Source organism: Streptomyces caniferus, assembly GCF_009811555.1.
GTDB classification, from domain to species: Bacteria; Actinomycetota; Actinomycetes; order Streptomycetales; family Streptomycetaceae; genus Streptomyces; species Streptomyces caniferus.
Genome location: NZ_BLIN01000003.1, coordinates 577,508 through 593,261, shown reverse-complemented (window position 1 = coordinate 593,261; position 15,754 = coordinate 577,508). Strand labels below are relative to the sequence as shown.

At 72.4% G+C, this 15,754-nt stretch carries 16 protein-coding genes; 11 read left to right on the top strand and 5 right to left on the bottom strand.

Going from position 1 to position 15,754, the window contains the following annotated elements; translation table 11 throughout:
* Positions 1 to 136: 136 nt before the first annotated feature.
* The 3 genes from Scani_RS11350 (at position 137) to Scani_RS11340 (ending at position 2,729) form a co-directional block, all read left to right on the top strand.
* The gene (locus Scani_RS11350) at positions 137 to 988 is read left to right on the top strand and encodes a hypothetical protein (RefSeq protein WP_246295693.1); all 852 of its coding nucleotides are present in this window, start codon (positions 137 to 139) and stop codon (positions 986 to 988) included.
* 125 nt (positions 989 to 1,113) lie between these two features.
* A complete protein-coding gene (locus Scani_RS11345; RefSeq protein WP_159473277.1) occupies positions 1,114 to 2,052 on the top strand; it encodes an SDR family oxidoreductase in 939 nt (312 codons plus the stop codon).
* Between the two features lie 314 nt (positions 2,053 to 2,366).
* Positions 2,367 to 2,729 (top strand): hypothetical protein, encoded by a 363-nt coding sequence (locus Scani_RS11340; RefSeq protein WP_159473276.1) that lies wholly within the window; start codon positions 2,367 to 2,369, stop codon positions 2,727 to 2,729.
* Between the two features lie 206 nt (positions 2,730 to 2,935).
* Here the strand turns inward: Scani_RS11340 and Scani_RS11335 are convergent, their stop codons facing one another.
* A complete protein-coding gene (locus Scani_RS11335; RefSeq protein WP_159473274.1) occupies positions 2,936 to 3,808 on the bottom strand; it encodes an undecaprenyl-diphosphate phosphatase in 873 nt (290 codons plus the stop codon).
* Between the two features lie 237 nt (positions 3,809 to 4,045).
* Entirely contained in the window at positions 4,046 to 4,747 is a 702-nt protein-coding gene (locus tag Scani_RS11330) for a TVP38/TMEM64 family protein (protein ID WP_159473269.1), read from the bottom strand.
* 48 nt (positions 4,748 to 4,795) lie between these two features.
* On the opposite strand from Scani_RS11330, the gene Scani_RS11325 reads away from it, so the two are divergent.
* From Scani_RS11325 to Scani_RS11310, 5 genes are all read left to right on the top strand, one after another.
* On the top strand, positions 4,796 to 5,500 hold the full coding sequence (locus tag Scani_RS11325) for a DNA alkylation repair protein (protein WP_159473266.1): 705 nt from the start codon (positions 4,796 to 4,798) through the stop codon (positions 5,498 to 5,500).
* A gap of 93 nt (positions 5,501 to 5,593) precedes the next feature.
* Positions 5,594 to 5,755, top strand: a complete 162-nt coding sequence (locus tag Scani_RS39905) for a hypothetical protein (RefSeq protein ID WP_167538071.1) — start codon at positions 5,594 to 5,596, stop codon at positions 5,753 to 5,755.
* A gap of 109 nt (positions 5,756 to 5,864) precedes the next feature.
* Positions 5,865 to 7,037 (top strand): elongation factor Tu, encoded by a 1,173-nt coding sequence (tuf, locus tag Scani_RS11320; protein WP_159473263.1) that lies wholly within the window; start codon positions 5,865 to 5,867, stop codon positions 7,035 to 7,037.
* A 165-nt stretch (positions 7,038 to 7,202) separates the two neighbouring features.
* Positions 7,203 to 8,048, top strand: a complete 846-nt coding sequence (locus tag Scani_RS11315; RefSeq protein WP_159473260.1) for a patatin-like phospholipase family protein — start codon at positions 7,203 to 7,205, stop codon at positions 8,046 to 8,048.
* 78 nt (positions 8,049 to 8,126) lie between these two features.
* On the top strand, positions 8,127 to 8,981 hold the full coding sequence (locus Scani_RS11310) for a spermidine synthase (protein WP_159473257.1): 855 nt from the start codon (positions 8,127 to 8,129) through the stop codon (positions 8,979 to 8,981).
* A gap of 42 nt (positions 8,982 to 9,023) precedes the next feature.
* On the opposite strand, the gene Scani_RS11305 is transcribed toward Scani_RS11310, so the two are convergent.
* Positions 9,024 to 10,304 carry an MFS transporter gene (locus tag Scani_RS11305; RefSeq protein WP_159473254.1) on the bottom strand — a complete coding sequence of 427 codons (1,281 nt, stop codon included), beginning with the start codon at positions 10,302 to 10,304 and terminating at the stop codon, positions 9,024 to 9,026.
* Between the two features lie 274 nt (positions 10,305 to 10,578).
* Here Scani_RS11305 and Scani_RS11300 point away from each other — a divergent pair, with 274 nt between their 5' ends.
* Both Scani_RS11300 and Scani_RS11295 read left to right on the top strand, forming a co-directional pair.
* Positions 10,579 to 11,034, top strand: coding sequence for a DUF4442 domain-containing protein (locus Scani_RS11300; protein WP_159473251.1), 456 nt, complete (start codon positions 10,579 to 10,581; stop codon positions 11,032 to 11,034).
* Between the two features lie 255 nt (positions 11,035 to 11,289).
* Positions 11,290 to 11,940, top strand: coding sequence for a DedA family protein (locus tag Scani_RS11295; RefSeq protein ID WP_159473248.1), 651 nt, complete (start codon positions 11,290 to 11,292; stop codon positions 11,938 to 11,940).
* A 110-nt stretch (positions 11,941 to 12,050) separates the two neighbouring features.
* Here Scani_RS11295 and Scani_RS11290 read toward each other — a convergent pair whose 3' ends face one another.
* Positions 12,051 to 12,260, bottom strand: a complete 210-nt coding sequence (locus tag Scani_RS11290) for a hypothetical protein (protein WP_167538070.1) — start codon at positions 12,258 to 12,260, stop codon at positions 12,051 to 12,053.
* A 126-nt stretch (positions 12,261 to 12,386) separates the two neighbouring features.
* The gene (locus Scani_RS11285) at positions 12,387 to 14,429 is read right to left on the bottom strand and encodes an ATP-binding protein (protein WP_159473245.1); all 2,043 of its coding nucleotides are present in this window, start codon (positions 14,427 to 14,429) and stop codon (positions 12,387 to 12,389) included.
* 296 nt (positions 14,430 to 14,725) lie between these two features.
* On the opposite strand from Scani_RS11285, the gene Scani_RS11280 reads away from it, so the two are divergent.
* On the top strand, positions 14,726 to 15,721 hold the full coding sequence (locus tag Scani_RS11280) for an alpha/beta hydrolase (protein WP_159473242.1): 996 nt from the start codon (positions 14,726 to 14,728) through the stop codon (positions 15,719 to 15,721).
* The last annotated feature ends 33 nt before the right edge of the window (positions 15,722 to 15,754 follow it).

Sequence of the window (15,754 nt, the reverse complement as noted above, 5' to 3'; positions counted from 1 at the left end):
TATGACATCCCGACCAGGACGAGGGCGATCGAGGGGCGCGCACCGGGGTGATTTTCATCTGGTGGTTCGATGGGTGCTTTGGGGTGCTTTGCTGAGCCAGATCGGGACACCTCTGCCCAAGCGCCGTTGAATGGGTATGGATCCTAGAGAGTTGTGGGACCGCAACGCCGTGCTGGCAGAAGCGTTTTGTCTGGGCGATGAGCGGGTGCGCGAGGCGCAGGCCAGGCTTGACGAGGCGCAGGCGGACCGGTCGAGGGTTTTGGCGGCATTTGCGGTGACGGTGGGCAGTACCGGCGCGGTGGCCGGTCTGTTCGGTTTGAACGAACGCGAAGTGCGGATCGCCCGGCGCACGGTGGGCAAGGACGATGCCCGCGCCGTCGCCGAGGAGCTGCTGGCGACGGCCACTCCGGCCGCGCCGCCGCGGGAGCCGGAGGAGGCCCCGCCGGCGCCCGATCCCGCCGCCGAATATTCCCACCAGAACCCCCCTGCCGGAACCCGCCCCACCGGCCTGCCCCGCGACGGTGCCGGCACGGGGGCGGCGGAACAGACCTGGTCCCCGGCCATGGACGCGGTACTCATCGGCAGTTGGCAGACCGGCGTGGATCTGCGCGAACTCGCCGCCGAGTTCGGGCTCGACCTCACCCGCCTGGTCACCCGTGCCCAACAACTCTCCGCACAGGGGCGTTTCTACCCCGGCCCGGCGGAGAACCCTTTGGGGCGCCACCGGCGCGGCCCCGGCGATGTGCACGAGTCCGAATACACCATCCCCGCACAGCAGACGGCCTCCTGGAACGCGGCGCCCTCAGGGCACCCGATGGCGTCCGCCTGGCACACCGGCACCATGCCGTCCACCGAGTCCGTCCCGGACATGGCCGCCCTGGCCTCGGAATGGGACAACGCTCTCGCCCCCTGGGGGACCCTCGCGCCCTCCCATGAGGACTCCGCACCGGCCCACCAGCCCTGGGCCCAATATCACCTCAGTTCCTGACCGGACACGCTCACTTGCGCTACGTACGAACTCTGCCCCGCCGGCCGTCACCGGGCCTGGTGAGGGCGAACCGTCCCCGCCGGGAATCCTGAGCGGGGGCGAGGAGAAGGGAGCAGACCGAGGCCGTGACGAGGGACGAGGCGCGGGCCGGCGCGCTCGACGGGAAGGTCGCGCTGGTCGCCGGTGCCACGCGAGGCGCCGGGCGCGCGATCGCGGTGGAACTCGCCCGCGCCGGTGCCGTCGTCTACGCCACCGGACGCAGCAGCCGGACCACGGGCCGTTCGGAGATCAACCGGCCGGAGACGATCGAGAAGACCGGTGAACTGATCACCGAGGCCGGGGGCACCGGCACGGCCCTGCGGGTGGACCACCTCGACAGCGATCAGGTCGGCGACCTCGTCCGGCGCATCGACCGGGACCACGGCCGCCTCGACATCCTCGTCAACGACATCTTCGGCGGCGACGCCTACGCCCAGTTCGGCACCACCCTCTGGGAGCACGACCTCACCGGCGGCCTGCGGATGCTGCGCATGGGCATCGACACCCACGCGATCACCAGCCACCACGCACTGCCGCTGCTCATCCGCCGCCCCGGCGGGCTGGTGATCGAGATGACCGACGGCACCGCGGAGTACAACGCCGCCTACCGCCACCACGAGGGCTTCTACTACGACCTGGTCAAGGCCGCGGTAGCACGGATGACCCTGGCCCAGAGCCATGAACTCGCCCCGCACCGAGGAGCAGCCGTCGCCGTGACGCCCGGCTGGCTGCGCTCGGAGAAGATGCTCGAGGCCTTCGGTGTGACCGAGGACAACTGGCGGGAGGCGACCGCCCGTGTCCCGCATTTCTGCATCGCCGAATCCCCGGTCTATGTCGCGCGGGCAGTGGTGGCCCTCGCCGCCGATCCGGACGTCGCGCGCTGGACGGGCACCGTCGTCTCCAGCGGCCAACTCGCCCCTCTCTACGGGTTCACCGACACCGACGGCACCCGGCCGGACTGCTGGCGCTACGTCGTCGAGGTCCAGGACCCCGGGCTCCCCGCCGATGACACCGGCTATCGCTGACGGCGGCCACCTCGTCACCAGCGGGGCGCCCAACAGCCAGCCAGGCAGCCAGTCAGCCCGCCCGCCCGTGCGTGTGCCGGGCCGAGAAGGTACGCGCAGCACAGGACGGCCCGGTCATGACGACCGTTCTGCGGCGCGATGATCGAGCGGACAGGGAAGAGTCCGTCGCCCGGCGCCGCATAGCGCTCCGTGATTCCCTGACTACTTGCCGAATCCGTGCGGTCCCGCGACAGTGTGCGTAGCGGTGCAGTCAGCCGACGCAGGCAGCCAAGGGGGGTCTCGTGAGGTACGCGCGCCAAGAGATGGTTCGGCCGGTGACGACTGCGCGGCGACGAGCGGCGACGGTCTCGGCTGTCCTCGCCGTGGTCAGTGGCGCGGGGCTGGTGACCGCAGCGCCGGCGAGCGCCGAGGTCAAGTCCACGTGCGGCACCTACATCTGCGTGGCCACGGCCTATCAGGGGCGCGACTACGTCCAGGACATCACCGTCACGACGAGGGACGGACTGCCGGGGACGTTGCGCGCCTTCGTGGGCGATTACCGGAACAGCAAGGCCGGTGTGTCGCGGTGGCGGTTCGTCGTCAACCGCGAGATCAGGGCGTATCCGCGGTTGGCCGTCTGCGGCGGTCTGGACCGCAGTGGCAGGGTCATCGAGAACCACTGCGTACTGATCCCCTGACCGCCTGTCGGTCCCGTTCGGCGCAGAGGAATTGATGCGTCCTGGTGGCACTCGGTGCGGCAGTCGCCACATGGCGGACGGCGAGGTGCTCCCGCCGATCACGAGGGGCTGCCCGGACCTGACCTCAGGTCCGGGCAGCCCCTCGTGATCAGGCCGGGCGGCAGGCGCGCACGGGGGCGCCGAAGGCGAGGAAGGGCTCCGCCCTCTCAGCCCGCCGATTCCCCCGCATGTGGCGACAGTGTCCCCGCCGCGACCAGGGCGAACAGGGCTATGCCCAGCAGGATGCGGTAGATGACGAAGGGCATGAAGGACTTGTTGGAGATGAACTTCATGAACCATGCGATGACGGCATAGCCGACGACGAAGGCGATGAGCGTGGCGAAGAGGGTGGGGCCCCAGGCGACGTGGCCCTCGCCCGCGTCCTTGAGTTCGTAGACGCCGGAGGCCAGGACCGCCGGGATGGCGAGGAGGAAGGAGTAACGGGCCGCGGATTCGCGGGTGTAGCCCATCAGGAGGCCGCCGCTGATCGTGGCGCCGGAGCGCGAGACGCCGGGGATGAGGGCCATGGCCTGGCAGACGCCGTACAGCAGACCGTCCTTGACGCTGAGGTCCGTGAGCGACTTGCGCTGTTTGGCGGCCTGGTGCCGGCCGCCGGTCTCGTCGCGGGCGGCCAGCCGGTCGGCGATGCCGAGGACCACGCCCATCACGATGAGGGTGGTGGCGATCAGCCGCAGATCGCGGAACGGGCCCTCGATGGCGTCCTTGAGCGTGATGCCCAGGACGCCGATCGGGATCGAGCCCACGATCACCAGCCAGCCCATCTGGGCGTCGTGATCGTGTCGCAGCTCCCGGTTGAAGAGCGAGCGGCTCCAGGCCGAGATGATCCGCCCGATGTCCTTGCGGAAGTAGATGATGACGGCCGCTTCGGTGCCGATCTGGGTGATGGCGGTGAACGCCGCACCGGGGTCCTGCCAGCCCGCGAACGCCGCGGTCAGGCGGAGGTGCGCACTGGAGGAGATCGGGAGGAACTCGGTCAGCCCTTGGACGAGTCCGAGGACGAAGGATTCAAACCAAGACATGGAAAATACGCTATCCAAGGGTGGTCAAGCGCTGACCTGCGCAAGAGGGGAGAAAACGGACGGTGGTGGCGGATGCGGATCATCGCCGACAGGGGGCAGCGTAACGTTCGAAGATGTACGGGCGGCCAAAGGGTCCTGGACGTATCGCGTCCGCCCGTCCCGTGGCCGTCGCGGGCCAGCATCTCTCGCTCGCCGGAGCCACGCTGAACCGACGCCGTAACGGAGCCCGAACCGCCGTCAGCGTCCGCGCAACGCCTTGCGCTTGCACCACGCCACCGCCAGCGCGCCCAGAGCACTCACGGCGATGAAGCCCATGGCCAGGAGGAACACGGGTGAGGTGGGCGTCGAAGCCCGTGCGCCGGCCACGGCGTAGGCCGCGGTGTTCGGGATGCTGCCGAGTGCCGTCGCGACGAGGTAGGGGACCCAGCCCATGCGGGAGACCGCGGCGCAGTAGTTCATGGCGCAGAACGGCAGGCCGGGAAGGAGCCGGATCACCACCATGGACCGGAAGCCGTGCTCGCTCAACTGCCGGTCGGCGGCCGTCAGCCAGCGGGCGCGCAGCAACGGACGCAGGGCGTCCTGTCCGAGCAGCCGGCCGAGGCCGAACGTCAGCCCGGCGCCCAGTACCGTGCCGGCGAGCGCCGTGGCCGTCCCGGCCTGGCTGCCGAAGAGGGCTCCGGCCGCGAGATTGAGGACCGGACGCGGGACGAAAACGGTGGTGCAGGCGGCGTATGCGAGCGCGAAGACGACCAGGGCGGTGGGGCCGGTCAGCTGGGCGGGCCGGGCGTCGGTCAGCAGATGCTGCGGCTGCCACCACAGTGTCATGGCCGCGCCGCAGGCCAGCAGGGTCAGCAGCAGGCCCAGCCGGGCCCAGGGGGAGAACAGCACGCGCGTGCAGCGGGCGGTGAGGCCGGCGGGCGCTGCGGCGGGCGGGAGCATCCCGGGAGCGTAACCGACCGGGGTGCCGGGGAGCCGTAATGTTGCCGCATGGCCCCGAAAGCGGAACCGCCGTCGAGCGAACTGGCCGACACCGTCCTGTCCCGGCTGACCTCCGCGTACCCGCCGGCCGGAGACCCCGTACGGGCCGCGGGTTCCGCCGCCTACCTCAAGGGTGTGTGCCCCTTCCTCGGTATCCCCACCCCTGAGCGGCGCGCCCTCGACCGCACGATCCTCAAGGACCTGCCCCGGCCCGACGAGACGGACTGCACGGCCGTCGCGCTGCGCTGCTGGGCCCTGCGCGAGCGGGAGTACCACCACTTCGCGGTGGATTACCTCCGCCGTCATGTGCCGCGCTGCTCGTCCGGCTTTCTGCCGGTCGCCAGGGAGCTGGTGACGACCACGTCCTGGTGGGACACGGTCGACGCGCTGGCCGCCCATGTCGTCGGGGCCCTGGTGGCCGCCGATCCGCGACTGGCCCGGGAGATGGACGGCTGGATCGAGGACGACGACCCCTGGGTGGCGCGTACCGCCCTGCTGCATCAACTGCGTTTCAAGGAGCGGACGGACGTCGCCCGGCTCTTCGCCTACTGCCTCCGGCAGGCCGGGCACCGGGACTTCTTCATCCGCAAGGCGATCGGCTGGGCGCTGCGCGAGTACGCGAAGACGGACCCGGAAGCGGTGCGCGGTTTCGTGGCGGCACACCGCGAGCGGCTCTCCCCCTTGTCGGTGCGCGAGGCCATGAAGCATCTGTAGGACCTGACGCCTCGCCAGGGCCCGTGCGGTGCCCCGGGACGGGCGCCGATAAATCAGTCGACGCCGCACCCGGCGCCCGGCACCATAGGGCGCATGTTCCGGTACGCCTTCCTCCCGCTCCCGTCCGCAGTCGCGGACGAGCCGAAGGCTGCCGTCGATCTCCTCATGGCCTTCGCCGCCTGCGTTCCCGCAGTCACCGCCGCCGCGGCGGTCGCCGTCCCGGCCGCCGCAGCGGCCGACGGCGCACGAAGCTGACCCTCTCCGGATCGTCCGGCGGACCCCGCAGGGGGAGGGTCGGCCGGGTTCAGGGGTCCCCACGGCGCCAAGTCGCCGTCCTCACCGCATTGTTGCGAGGAAGAACACCATGTCCAAGACGGCATACGTGCGCACCAAGCCGCACCTGAACATCGGCACCATGGGCCACGTCGACCACGGCAAGACCACGCTGACCGCGGCCATCACGAAGGTCCTCAGTGACCGGGGGAGCGGGGCGTTCGTGCCCTTCGACCGGATCGACCGGGCCCCGGAGGAGGCCGCCCGCGGTATCACCATCAACATCTCGCACGTCGAGTACGAGACCGACACCCGGCACTACGCGCATGTCGACATGCCAGGCCACGCCGACTTCATCAAGAACATGGTGACCGGCGCGGCGCAGCTCGACGGTGCGATCCTCGTCGTCTCGGCCCTCGACGGGATCATGCCGCAGACCGCCGAGCATGTGCTGCTCGCCAGGCAAGTGGGCGTCCGGCACATCGTCGTGGCCCTCAACAAGGCCGACGCCGGCGACCCGGAGCTCGCCGACCTGGTGGAGCTGGAGGTGCGCGAACTGCTGGGCGCGCACGGCTACGACGGGGAGCACATGCCCGTCGTACGGGTCTCGGGGCTGCGCGCCCTGGAGGGCGACCCGCGCTGGACGGGGGCGATCGACGCCCTGCTGGATGCCGTCGACACCTATGTGCCGATGCCCGAGCGGTACGTCGACGCGCCGTTCCTGCTGCCGGTGGAGAACGTGCTGACCATCACCGGTCGCGGCACGGTCGTCACCGGAGCCGTCGAGCGCGGCACGGTGCGGGTCGGCGACCGGGTCGCGGTGCTCGGCGCGGAGACCGGGACGACGGTCATCGGGCTGGAGACGTTCGGCAAGCCGATGGAGTCCGCCGAGGCCGGGGACAACGTCGCGCTGCTGCTGCGCGGTCTGCACCGTGACCAGGTGCGCCGCGGGCATGTGATCGCCGCGCCCGGCAGTGTCACACCGCGGCGCCGCTTCACCGCGGAGCTGTATGTGCTCTCCACCGAGGAGGGCGGCCGTCGGACGCCGCTGTCCACCGGCTACCGGCCGCAGTTCTACATCCGTACCGCGGACGTGGTCGGCGACCTCGACCTCGGCGAGCGGGGCATCGCCCGCCCCGGCGAGACGGTGACGGTGTCGGTCGAACTGGGCCGGGACGTGCCGCTGGAGCGGGGCCTTGGCTTCGCCGTCCGTGAGGGCGGCCGCACCGTCGGCGCGGGCACGGTGCGCACCGTCGAGGAGTAGACACCGCAGGTCACAGGACTGCGTCCGGCACCTCTCCCGGTGCCGGACGCAGCCGCCCGCTGTCGCGGCCGGGGCGCGGGGTGCGAGACTGCTCGCCCGGACGAACGGGCACGAGGCCGCACCACCGCGCCGCGCGGGCGGTCGGCCGGACACGGAGGAAGCCTGATGGCGGGCACGGCACTGGTCCTGGGCGGCGGAGGCCTCACCGGCATCGGCTGGGAGGTCGGTGTGCTCGCCGGTCTCGCCGAGGCGGGTCTCGCCCTCGCCGATGCCGACGTCGTCATCGGCACCTCCGCCGGATCGATCGTCGGCGCCCACCTCACCTCCCGGCACCTCGGCCTGGAGGAGATGTACGAGCACCAGCTCGCCGCGCCCGAGCGGACCCGCTCGGCCGCCCGTATGGGCCCGGCCGCGCTGGCCCGCTTCGCGGCCATCGCGCTGCGTTCCCGGGACACGCTGTCCTTCGGCGTACGGATGGGGAAGCTGGCGCTCGCGGCCCGTACCGTCACCGAGGCGGAACAGCGCACGGTGATCGCCCGGACCCTGAACCTCACCGACTGGCCGGCCCGCCGACTGCTGATCACTGCGGTGGACGCCGCGACGGGACAGCGCACCGCCTTCGACGACACCAGCGGGGTGGGGCTGCTCGACGCGGTGGGTGCGAGCTGTGCGGTCCCCGGCATCTATCCGCCGGTCACCATCGACGGCACCCGGTGGATCGACGGCGGGGTGCACTCCAGCGCCAACGCCGATCTGGCCGCCGGATACGGCCGGGTGGTGATCGTCGCGCCGATGGCGGCCAGTGGTGGGCCGATCGCCGGACCGCGGGCGCAGGCGGAGCAACTGGCCCGCCGGGGCGCCCGGGTCTGCGTGCTCACCCCCGACCGCGCGGCCCGGTCGGCGTTCGGCCGCAACGTCCTGGACCCCGCCAAGCGCGCGGACGCGGCCCGCGCGGGGCGCCGGCAGGCGGCAGCCGAGGCGGCGCGGATCCGGCAGGTGTGGTCGGAGTGACCGGGCCCGGCCGGACCGGCGGCCGGGGGCCGTGGCGGCCGGGACCGGGCACCGTCGCCGCACCGGCACAATGGGACGGTGGACGAAGCACCCGAGCCGATACCCGTCATCCGGACCGTGGACTGCGGCACGGCCAAGCTGTTGCCGGACGTCGACCGGCCGCGCGCCTGGCTGCTCACGGTGGACGGCGCGCCCCAGTCGTACGTGGACCTCGACGCGCCCGACCACCTGGAATTCGAGTATGTGCGCCGGCTGGCATACGTCCTGGACGAGGTGGCCGCCCCGGGACGGCCGCTCGATGTGCTGCACCTGGGCGGCGGGGCGCTGACCCTGCCGCGCTATCTCGCCGCCTGCCGTCCGCACTCCCGGCAGGACGTCGTCGAAGCCGACCGCGGACTGCTCGCCCTGGTGACGGAACATCTGCCACTGCCCGGCGACCGCGGGATCACGGTGCACGCCGAGGACGCCCGTACGGCGCTGGAGGCGGCGCCGGAGGGCAGCGCCGATGTCATCGTGGCGGACGTCTTCGGCGGCTCGCGGGTCCCCGCGCATCTCACTTCCGTCGAGTACGCGCAGGCCGCGGCCCGGGTGCTGCGACCGGACGGCTGCTACGCCGCGAACCTCGCGGACGGCGCGCCGTTCGGCTTCCTGCGCGGCCAACTCGCCAATTTCGCCACGGCCTTCGAACATCTCGCACTGATCGCCGAGCCCTCGGTGCTGCGCGGCCGCCGGTTCGGCAACGCCGTGCTGCTCGCCTCGCGCGCACCGCTCCCGATCGCCGCGCTGGCCCGGCGGACGGCCGGCGATGCGTTCCCGGCCCGGGTCGAGCAGGGTGGGGCGCTGCGGCGGCTGATCGCGGACGCGGTCCCGGTGCGCGATGCCGAGGCGGTGGCGTCCCCGGTGCCGCCCGAGGGCGCGTTCAGCGTCGGCTGAGCACGGCCCGCGGCGGCTTCGCCCCAGGGGCGCGGTGATCGCTCACTCCGCCTCCGCGGGGTGCGGTTCCGCCGCCTCGGCGCGGGGGACCGCCCGGCCGGCGGCCGGGGCCGGGCTCGTCCGCCGGGTCAGCCGCCGTACCTCGGGGACGCACAGCACCGCCGCGGTCAGCAGCGCGATCACGGCGGAGCAGCCCCACAGCGCGGCCTTCCGGCCGATGAGGTCCTGTACGGGGCCGGCCAGCGCGGTGGCGAGCGGGACCATGGCCAGGGAGCCGAGCCAGTCGTAGGACGAGACCCGGGAGAACTTCTCCTCGGGGATCTCCTGGTGCAGCGCCATCATCCACGTCACCGCGAAGACCTCGACCGAGATTCCGGTCGCGAACATGATCGCGCTGAGTCCGGCCACGGGCAGCGGGACGGCGAGCGCGGCGGACGGCAGGGCGAGCGGGAAGATGCACAGCGCACCGGTGAGCAGGAGGCGGTGCGGCCGGACCCTGGTCATCATGAGGGCGCCGCCCGCCGTGCCCGCGCCGAACGCGGCCAGCGCCAGTCCCCAGGGGCCGGGTCCGCCCAGATGCTGTTCGGCGACCAGCGGCCCGTAGACCGCCTCGGCGGCCGCCACCACCGCGTTGACGAGGGAGAACTGCACCACCACCGCCCACAGCCACGGCCGGGAGACGACCTCCCGCCAGCCGTCCCGCAGATCGTGCAGTACGCCGCCACCGGGAGCCCGCGCCGGAACCCCGCTGACGTCGAGGAAGGCGCGGAGCGCGGCCGCGAGGGCGAAGGCGGCGGAATCGAGGGCCAAAACCCAGCCGGGGCCGACCGCGGCGACCAGTGCGCCGCCGAGCGCCGTACCGCCGATGTTCGCGCCGTTCATGCCCATGCGGAACACGGCGAAAGCGCGCCCCGCCTGGTCGCCGGAGACGCTGGCCAGCACCATGCCCTCGGAGGCCGGCGCGAAGAACGCCTGTCCCGTGCCGCCGAGGGCCGCCAGCACGGCCATCTGCCACAACCGCGGCTCCCCGGTCAGGACGAGCAGCGCGAACAGGCCCTGGGAGACACAGCTGAGGGCGTTCGCGGCGACCATCACACGGTGCCGGGGCAGCCGGTCGGCGACCGCGCCGCCGATCAGCAGGAAGAGGACCAGCGGGACCGTCCGCGCGGCGGCCACCAGACCGACGTCGGTGGCGGAGCCGCCGGCGGCGAGCACCGCGAAGGCGGTGGCGATCAGCGCGCCGGAGCTGCCGAGGTTCGCGATCACCGTGGCGCCGGTGAGCAGCAGATAGTTGCGCCCCGCCCAGGCGGGGCGGGCCCTCATCAAGAGGGCACCCGCGCGGAGCGGGCCGCGGACAACCGCCGCCGGTCCGGGGCGTCCGCCGCCCGTCGCACGAGGTGTGCCGGGGCCTTCGCCCCTCCGCCGTCGCTGTGCTGTTGTCCTGGCCGCATGGGCGTCAACGATAGGCAATGGCGAGACGCGGCCGCACAGGGATTTCCCCGGCGCCCGCGCTCTGCCCCGGTGTCCGGAACGGTGCCGACGGCCGGACCAGAACCGCCCCTTCACACCTAAGCTACCGCTAGGTAACATGATGCCCATGTCCTCCGAGACCCTGCCGTCGATCGGCGAAATGATGGCGGCATCCGTGCCGATGGCCCGCACTCTGAACCTCGAGTTCGCCGAGACCACCGCCGAGCGCGCCGTGGTCCGCATGCCCGACCAGTCCGACTTCCACAACCACGTCGGCGGACCGCACGCCGGCGCGATGTTCACCCTCGCCGAGTCGGCCAGCGGTGCCATCGTGATGGCGGCCTTCGGCGACCAGCTCGGCCGGGCGGTGCCGCTGGCCGTGCGCGCTGAGATCGGCTACAAGAAGCTCGCCATGGGACCGGTCACCGCCACCGCGGAGCTGGGCCGCCCGGTGGCCGAGGTGGTCGCCGAGCTCGACGCCGGCGAGCGCCCGGAGTTCCCCGTGAACATCGCCATCACCCGCGAGGACGGCGCGGTCACCGGCGAGATGAGCATCGTGTGGACCCTGCGCCCCAACAAGTGAGCTGATTCACAGCGGGGTTTCCCCGGCCCGTCGTGCCCGGCACGGCGGGCCGTCGTCGTTCCGGGCGGACCGCTCGGCCCCCGGGCCGGCCCGCGGTACAGGTGTTGCGCACCTCACGCGGATTCGGCCCTTCGACAGTGCCATCGAGTACGCTTCCCGGGCGTGCTGTGGCGCGCCAGGGGGATCGACCGGCACCGGTTTCACGGATGCCGGGTCACGGCCCACGGGGGCCCTACACCAGCGGAGGAAGCGGCGTTGCACATCCAGGAGTGGCTCGAGACGGTACCGGCCGTGAGCGTCTACCTCCTGGTGGGGGTGGTCATCGGACTGGAGAGCGTGGGCATTCCGCTGCCCGGCGAGATCGTCCTCGTCAGTGCGGCGATTCTCGCGGCGACCCAGGACCACATCAATCCTGTCGTGCTGGGTGCCTGTGCGTCCGCCGGTGCGATCATCGGTGACTCCATCGGGTATCTGATCGGACGCAAGGGGGGCCAGCCCCTGCTGCAATGGGCGGGCCGGAAGTTCCCCAAGCACTTCGGCCCCGACCATGTCGCCATGGCCGAGGCGAAGTTCGACAAGTGGGGCATGTGGGCGGTCTTCTTCGGCCGCTTCGTCGCGCTGCTGCGCATCTTCGCCGGCCCGCTCGCCGGCGTACTGAAGATGCCGTACTGGAAGTTCCTGATCGCCAACGTCCTCGGGGGCATCGTCTGGGCCGGCGGTACGACCGCGCTGATCTACAGCGTGGGCATGGTCGCCGAGTCGTGGCTCAAGCGCTTCTCCTGGCTCGGACTGGTCGCGGCCCTGCTGTTCGGCGCCGGGTCCTTCCTCCTCATGAAGTTCCGCGCGAAGAAGGCGGCCGCCGCGCGCGAGGCGGCGGAGACGCCGGTCACCGCGTCGGTCGACTGACCGTCCCCGGGGGCTGCCTGTGGGCGGCCCGTACGGCGGTCCGTGGCATTCCGCGGCTCACCCGGCACAAGTCAGGTGATGCCGCGGCCCGTTGAGGGCAGCGTGTTCCCTCAGGGCATCAGCCACACATCGGGTCCGCCGTCGCGCCATTCGAAGATTCCGGTGTCGTCCCAGACGAACTTCGTGGTGCAGAAACCGGCCCGGCGCAGTATCGCGGCCACATCACCGGTGCGCAGCGCCCGTCCCAGATCCTGTCCGTTGAGTGTCACGCGGCGGCCGCCGGAGGAGGGCGGGTGCACGATCACGGGGGCACGCTTCATGCTTCCCAGCATGCGACCGGCCCGTGGCTCCCGCATCCCGAACGCGGTCACCGCGTCACCCAGCGTGTTCTTCGACGGCCCGCGGAGGGCGCCCGGCCCAGGGACCGGTCGTCGGGGCCCCCGTCCTCACGACCCGGCCCGCAGCCGCGAGAAGAACGGCCGCGCCCGTACGCCCGGCCCGCCGCGCTGCCACCACGGGGTCTCCTCGTCGGCGTCCGTCGCCGCCCCGTCGCGCCCCGTCCGTCGCAGATCCGCCAGCATGTTGCGGACCCCTGCGATGAACAGCGGGTCGCCGACGCGTTCCTTGGCCACCAACGCCTCGTGACAGGCGCGCAGGGCAGTCGTCGGCTTCCCGTGGGCGCTCTCGGTCAGGGCCTCGGCGTACAGGACGGTCGAGTACAGCCAGAAATCGCCGTCGGAGTGCCGGACCTCCCAGGCGCGATGGGCCGCCGCCTTCGCCCGCTCCGGGTCGAGCGGCGCGAGGGCGATGGCGAGCAGCGCCCAGCTGTGGGCGGGCCCCGGCCCGAACCACGGATCCCTGGAGTGGTGCCGGGTCGCCTCCTCCAGACACGCCACGGCCGCCGCGGTGTTCCCGCGGTACAGCTCCAGTACGGCATGCGCATGCGCGATACGGGCCAGCCCGTCGGCGTCCGCATGCATCACGGCCGCCGTCCATGCCTCGTCGAGCAGGGTCTCGGCGCCGGCGAGCGCATGTTCCTGCGCGGCGAGGTAGCCGGCCAGCCACAGCGCCCGGGCCCGCAGCGCGGTGTCCTCGCGGGAGAGCAGCAGCAGCCGGTCGAGATGGGCCCGGCCCTCGCGGCGGAAGCCACAGGCGGCCCAGTGGAACCACAGCGACACCGCGATCTCCAGCGCGCCGAGCGCATCCTCCGCGTCCTGCGGCGGCCGGGTCAGCGCCGCGTCGAGATTGGCCTGTTCGTCCTCCACCAGCCGCACGGCCACCTGCTGGTTCGGACCCTGCCAGGCGATCTGCGCCTCGGCCGCGAGCGCCGCACAGGCCTGCCGGAACCGCCGCAGCGCCGCGGACTCCTCGCCCGCCTCGCGCAGCTGCGTCCGCCCGAAGTCGCGGGCGGCGCGTGGCAGTCGGTAGCGCGGTGGCAGCGCGGCCCCGGTGTCCTCGTGCGCATCGCCCGCCTCCCGTACGCGTTCGACGACCGAGGCCGTACGGAGCCGTTCCAGCGCGCCGTCGACCGCCGCTGCCGGGACGTCACTGCTGGTGCAGACGCATCCGGCGAGCCAGGGATCGAAATCGCCGGGAAGCACCGAGAGCCTCGCCCATACCCGGCGGTCGGTGGGCGAGCAGAGGGCGTAGCCCGCGGCCTGCGCGGCGTGCAGCGAGGTGTGCCGCACGGTTGCCGCCGGCCCCGAGTAGAACAGCGGGCCGTCCGTGCCCACCTGCGCCGCGAGCTGCGGCAGGGACATCCGGTCCAGCTGGTGCGCGGCCAGGGCGATCGCCAGCGGTGAGCCCTCCAGCGCCTGGCACACCGCGACCAGCAGCTCGGGCGCCGCGCTTCCGGTCCGCGCGGCCAGCAGCTCGACCGCCGGTCCGGCGATCCCCTCGCCCAGCGTCACCGGAAGCGGCGCGAGCTCGACGACCCGCTCCTCGGCCAGCCCCAGCGGGCCACGCGCGGTCGCCACGATGCGCAGCGAGGGGTCGGCGCGCAGCAGCCGTCGTACGAGCCGGGCGCACTCGGCGAGTACCGGGTCGCAGTCGTCGAGCAGAACGATCGCCCGCTGCCGCCGGCAGTGCGCCGCCAGCGCCGCGAGGGCCGTGCCGCCCGGGGGAGCGCCCGCCGCGCCGCTGCCCGCCCGGCCGGGCGGCGAGGCGCTGACGCGGGGGTCGGCCGTCTGCCGGGCGAGCGGCCGGGCGGTGTCCCGGCAGGCGGTGTCCGCCCGCCCCGCCGCCCGGAGCAGCGCCTCGGTCAGGCCGCCCTCGGCCAGACCGTCCCAGCAGCCGACCCGGATGACGGTGCCGCCGTGCCGGGCGGTGTGCTCGGTGAGGACGGCACGGGCCAGCACGCTCTTGCCCACCCCGGCGGCCCCGGTGAGCGTCACCAGCGGGGCACCGCTCAGCAGCCCGGACACCTGCTCATGTTCAACGGCCCGCCCCACTACGCCGGGCGGCGGCCGGTGATCGGCCCACGCGGTCATCGGTCATCCCCAACCACGGCACAGCGCCGCGCCCTTCCGAACTGGGAACCCACCTTGCCAGAACCGACCGGCCGGTAAAGAACGCGTGGGCTCATCGAACGAGGGAAACCCCGTCGCTGTATTTGACGTGCCGCGATGTCTCCTGAGGGCCCGGGGAAGACGGACGGGCAGGTCACGGCGGCCGGGGCCGGCGTCGAGGACCGTTCCGCCGATCTTAAAGTGGTGTCTTTCGACCGGCGCGGCAGTGGCAGCGTGGCTCCCCGCGGCCGGTCCACGTATCCAAGGAGAACGTCCCGATGAAGTGCCTGCGCGTCCGTGCTGCGGTGAGTGTGGTGGCCCTGGGGCTGCTGGCCGGTTGCGGCGGCGGCAGGGGCCTCGTGGACGCGTCGAGCGTGCCGCGGCTGCGGGCGCATGCGGCGGCGGACGCCCGCAACGGCAAGCCCCGGGTGGCCGGACCGCAAGGCCCGCGCTCCTCCTTCACCCCGTTCCGTACCACCGGGAACGGCACCAAGGTCGTGCGGACGAAGTGGTACGGGCACAAGTCCGGCTTCACCGGGGACATCTGGGCCTGGGTGCCGCCGGAGTACGACCAGCCGCAGTACGCCACGAGCGGCTTTCCGGTGCTGATCGCCCTGCCCGGTGCCTACGGGTATCCCTTCAACTACTGGGCCGGGGACGCCTTCTCGCTGGAGGAGCGGATGGCGGAGTGGTCGCAGGAGGGCAAGACACTGCCGTTCATCGTCGTGATGCCGGTGCTCAACCCCGGCAGGAAGTACTACGACGGCAGTGACATCCCGGGCCGGCCGAAGATGGGCACCTGGCTGACCGAGGACGTACCGGACTTCGCGCGGGCCAACTTCCGTACCTACGACAGCCGTGACGGCTGGGCCTTCATGGGGTCCTCGTCCGGTGGGTTCGCCGCGCTGAAGGCCGTGCTCAAGGAGCCGCAGAAGTTCAAGGCGGCCATCGTCAACGGCCCGGACACGGCACCGGATTCGCCGATGTGGCAGGGCCACCCCGCCGAGATGCGGGCCAACGACCCACGCCACCTGGCGCGGCAGCTGGCGGCGCGGCGGGGCCTGCCCGTCTATCTGGCCTTCGAACTCGGCAGCAAGGAGGTGGCGGTGCCCGATGTGAAGCGGTTCATCAGGGACTACACCGGCGGGCCGGTCCACTCCACGCTCTTCGAAATACCGAACGGTGTGCACAGCGGACACACCTACATCCAGCGGATGGCCGACTCGCTGCACTGGATCAGCGAGCAGATGCAGGGCCCCGTGCCGTCCGCCTGACGCACTGTCGCCCAGGTGGTCGCACGGGTGGGG

Excerpts from the sequence above, each read along its gene's own strand:
- tuf (WP_159473263.1), top strand. The coding sequence starts at position 5,865 with ATGTCCAAGACGGCATACGTGCGCACCAAGCCGCACCTGAACATCGGC.
- Scani_RS11315 (WP_159473260.1), top strand. The coding sequence starts at position 7,203 with ATGGCGGGCACGGCACTGGTCCTGGGCGGCGGAGGCCTCACCGGCATC.
- Scani_RS11285 (WP_159473245.1), bottom strand. The coding sequence starts at position 14,429 with ATGACCGCGTGGGCCGATCACCGGCCGCCGCCCGGCGTAGTGGGGCGG.
- Scani_RS11335 (WP_159473274.1), bottom strand. The coding sequence starts at position 3,808 with ATGTCTTGGTTTGAATCCTTCGTCCTCGGACTCGTCCAAGGGCTGACC.
- Scani_RS39905 (WP_167538071.1), top strand. The coding sequence starts at position 5,594 with ATGTTCCGGTACGCCTTCCTCCCGCTCCCGTCCGCAGTCGCGGACGAG.
- Scani_RS11290 (WP_167538070.1), bottom strand. The coding sequence starts at position 12,260 with ATGAAGCGTGCCCCCGTGATCGTGCACCCGCCCTCCTCCGGCGGCCGC.
- Scani_RS11305 (WP_159473254.1), bottom strand. The coding sequence starts at position 10,304 with ATGAGGGCCCGCCCCGCCTGGGCGGGGCGCAACTATCTGCTGCTCACC.
- Scani_RS11330 (WP_159473269.1), bottom strand. The coding sequence starts at position 4,747 with ATGCTCCCGCCCGCCGCAGCGCCCGCCGGCCTCACCGCCCGCTGCACG.
- Scani_RS11300 (WP_159473251.1), top strand. The coding sequence starts at position 10,579 with ATGTCCTCCGAGACCCTGCCGTCGATCGGCGAAATGATGGCGGCATCC.
- Scani_RS11350 (WP_246295693.1), top strand. The coding sequence starts at position 137 with ATGGATCCTAGAGAGTTGTGGGACCGCAACGCCGTGCTGGCAGAAGCG.
- Scani_RS11325 (WP_159473266.1), top strand. The coding sequence starts at position 4,796 with ATGGCCCCGAAAGCGGAACCGCCGTCGAGCGAACTGGCCGACACCGTC.
- Scani_RS11280 (WP_159473242.1), top strand. The coding sequence starts at position 14,726 with ATGAAGTGCCTGCGCGTCCGTGCTGCGGTGAGTGTGGTGGCCCTGGGG.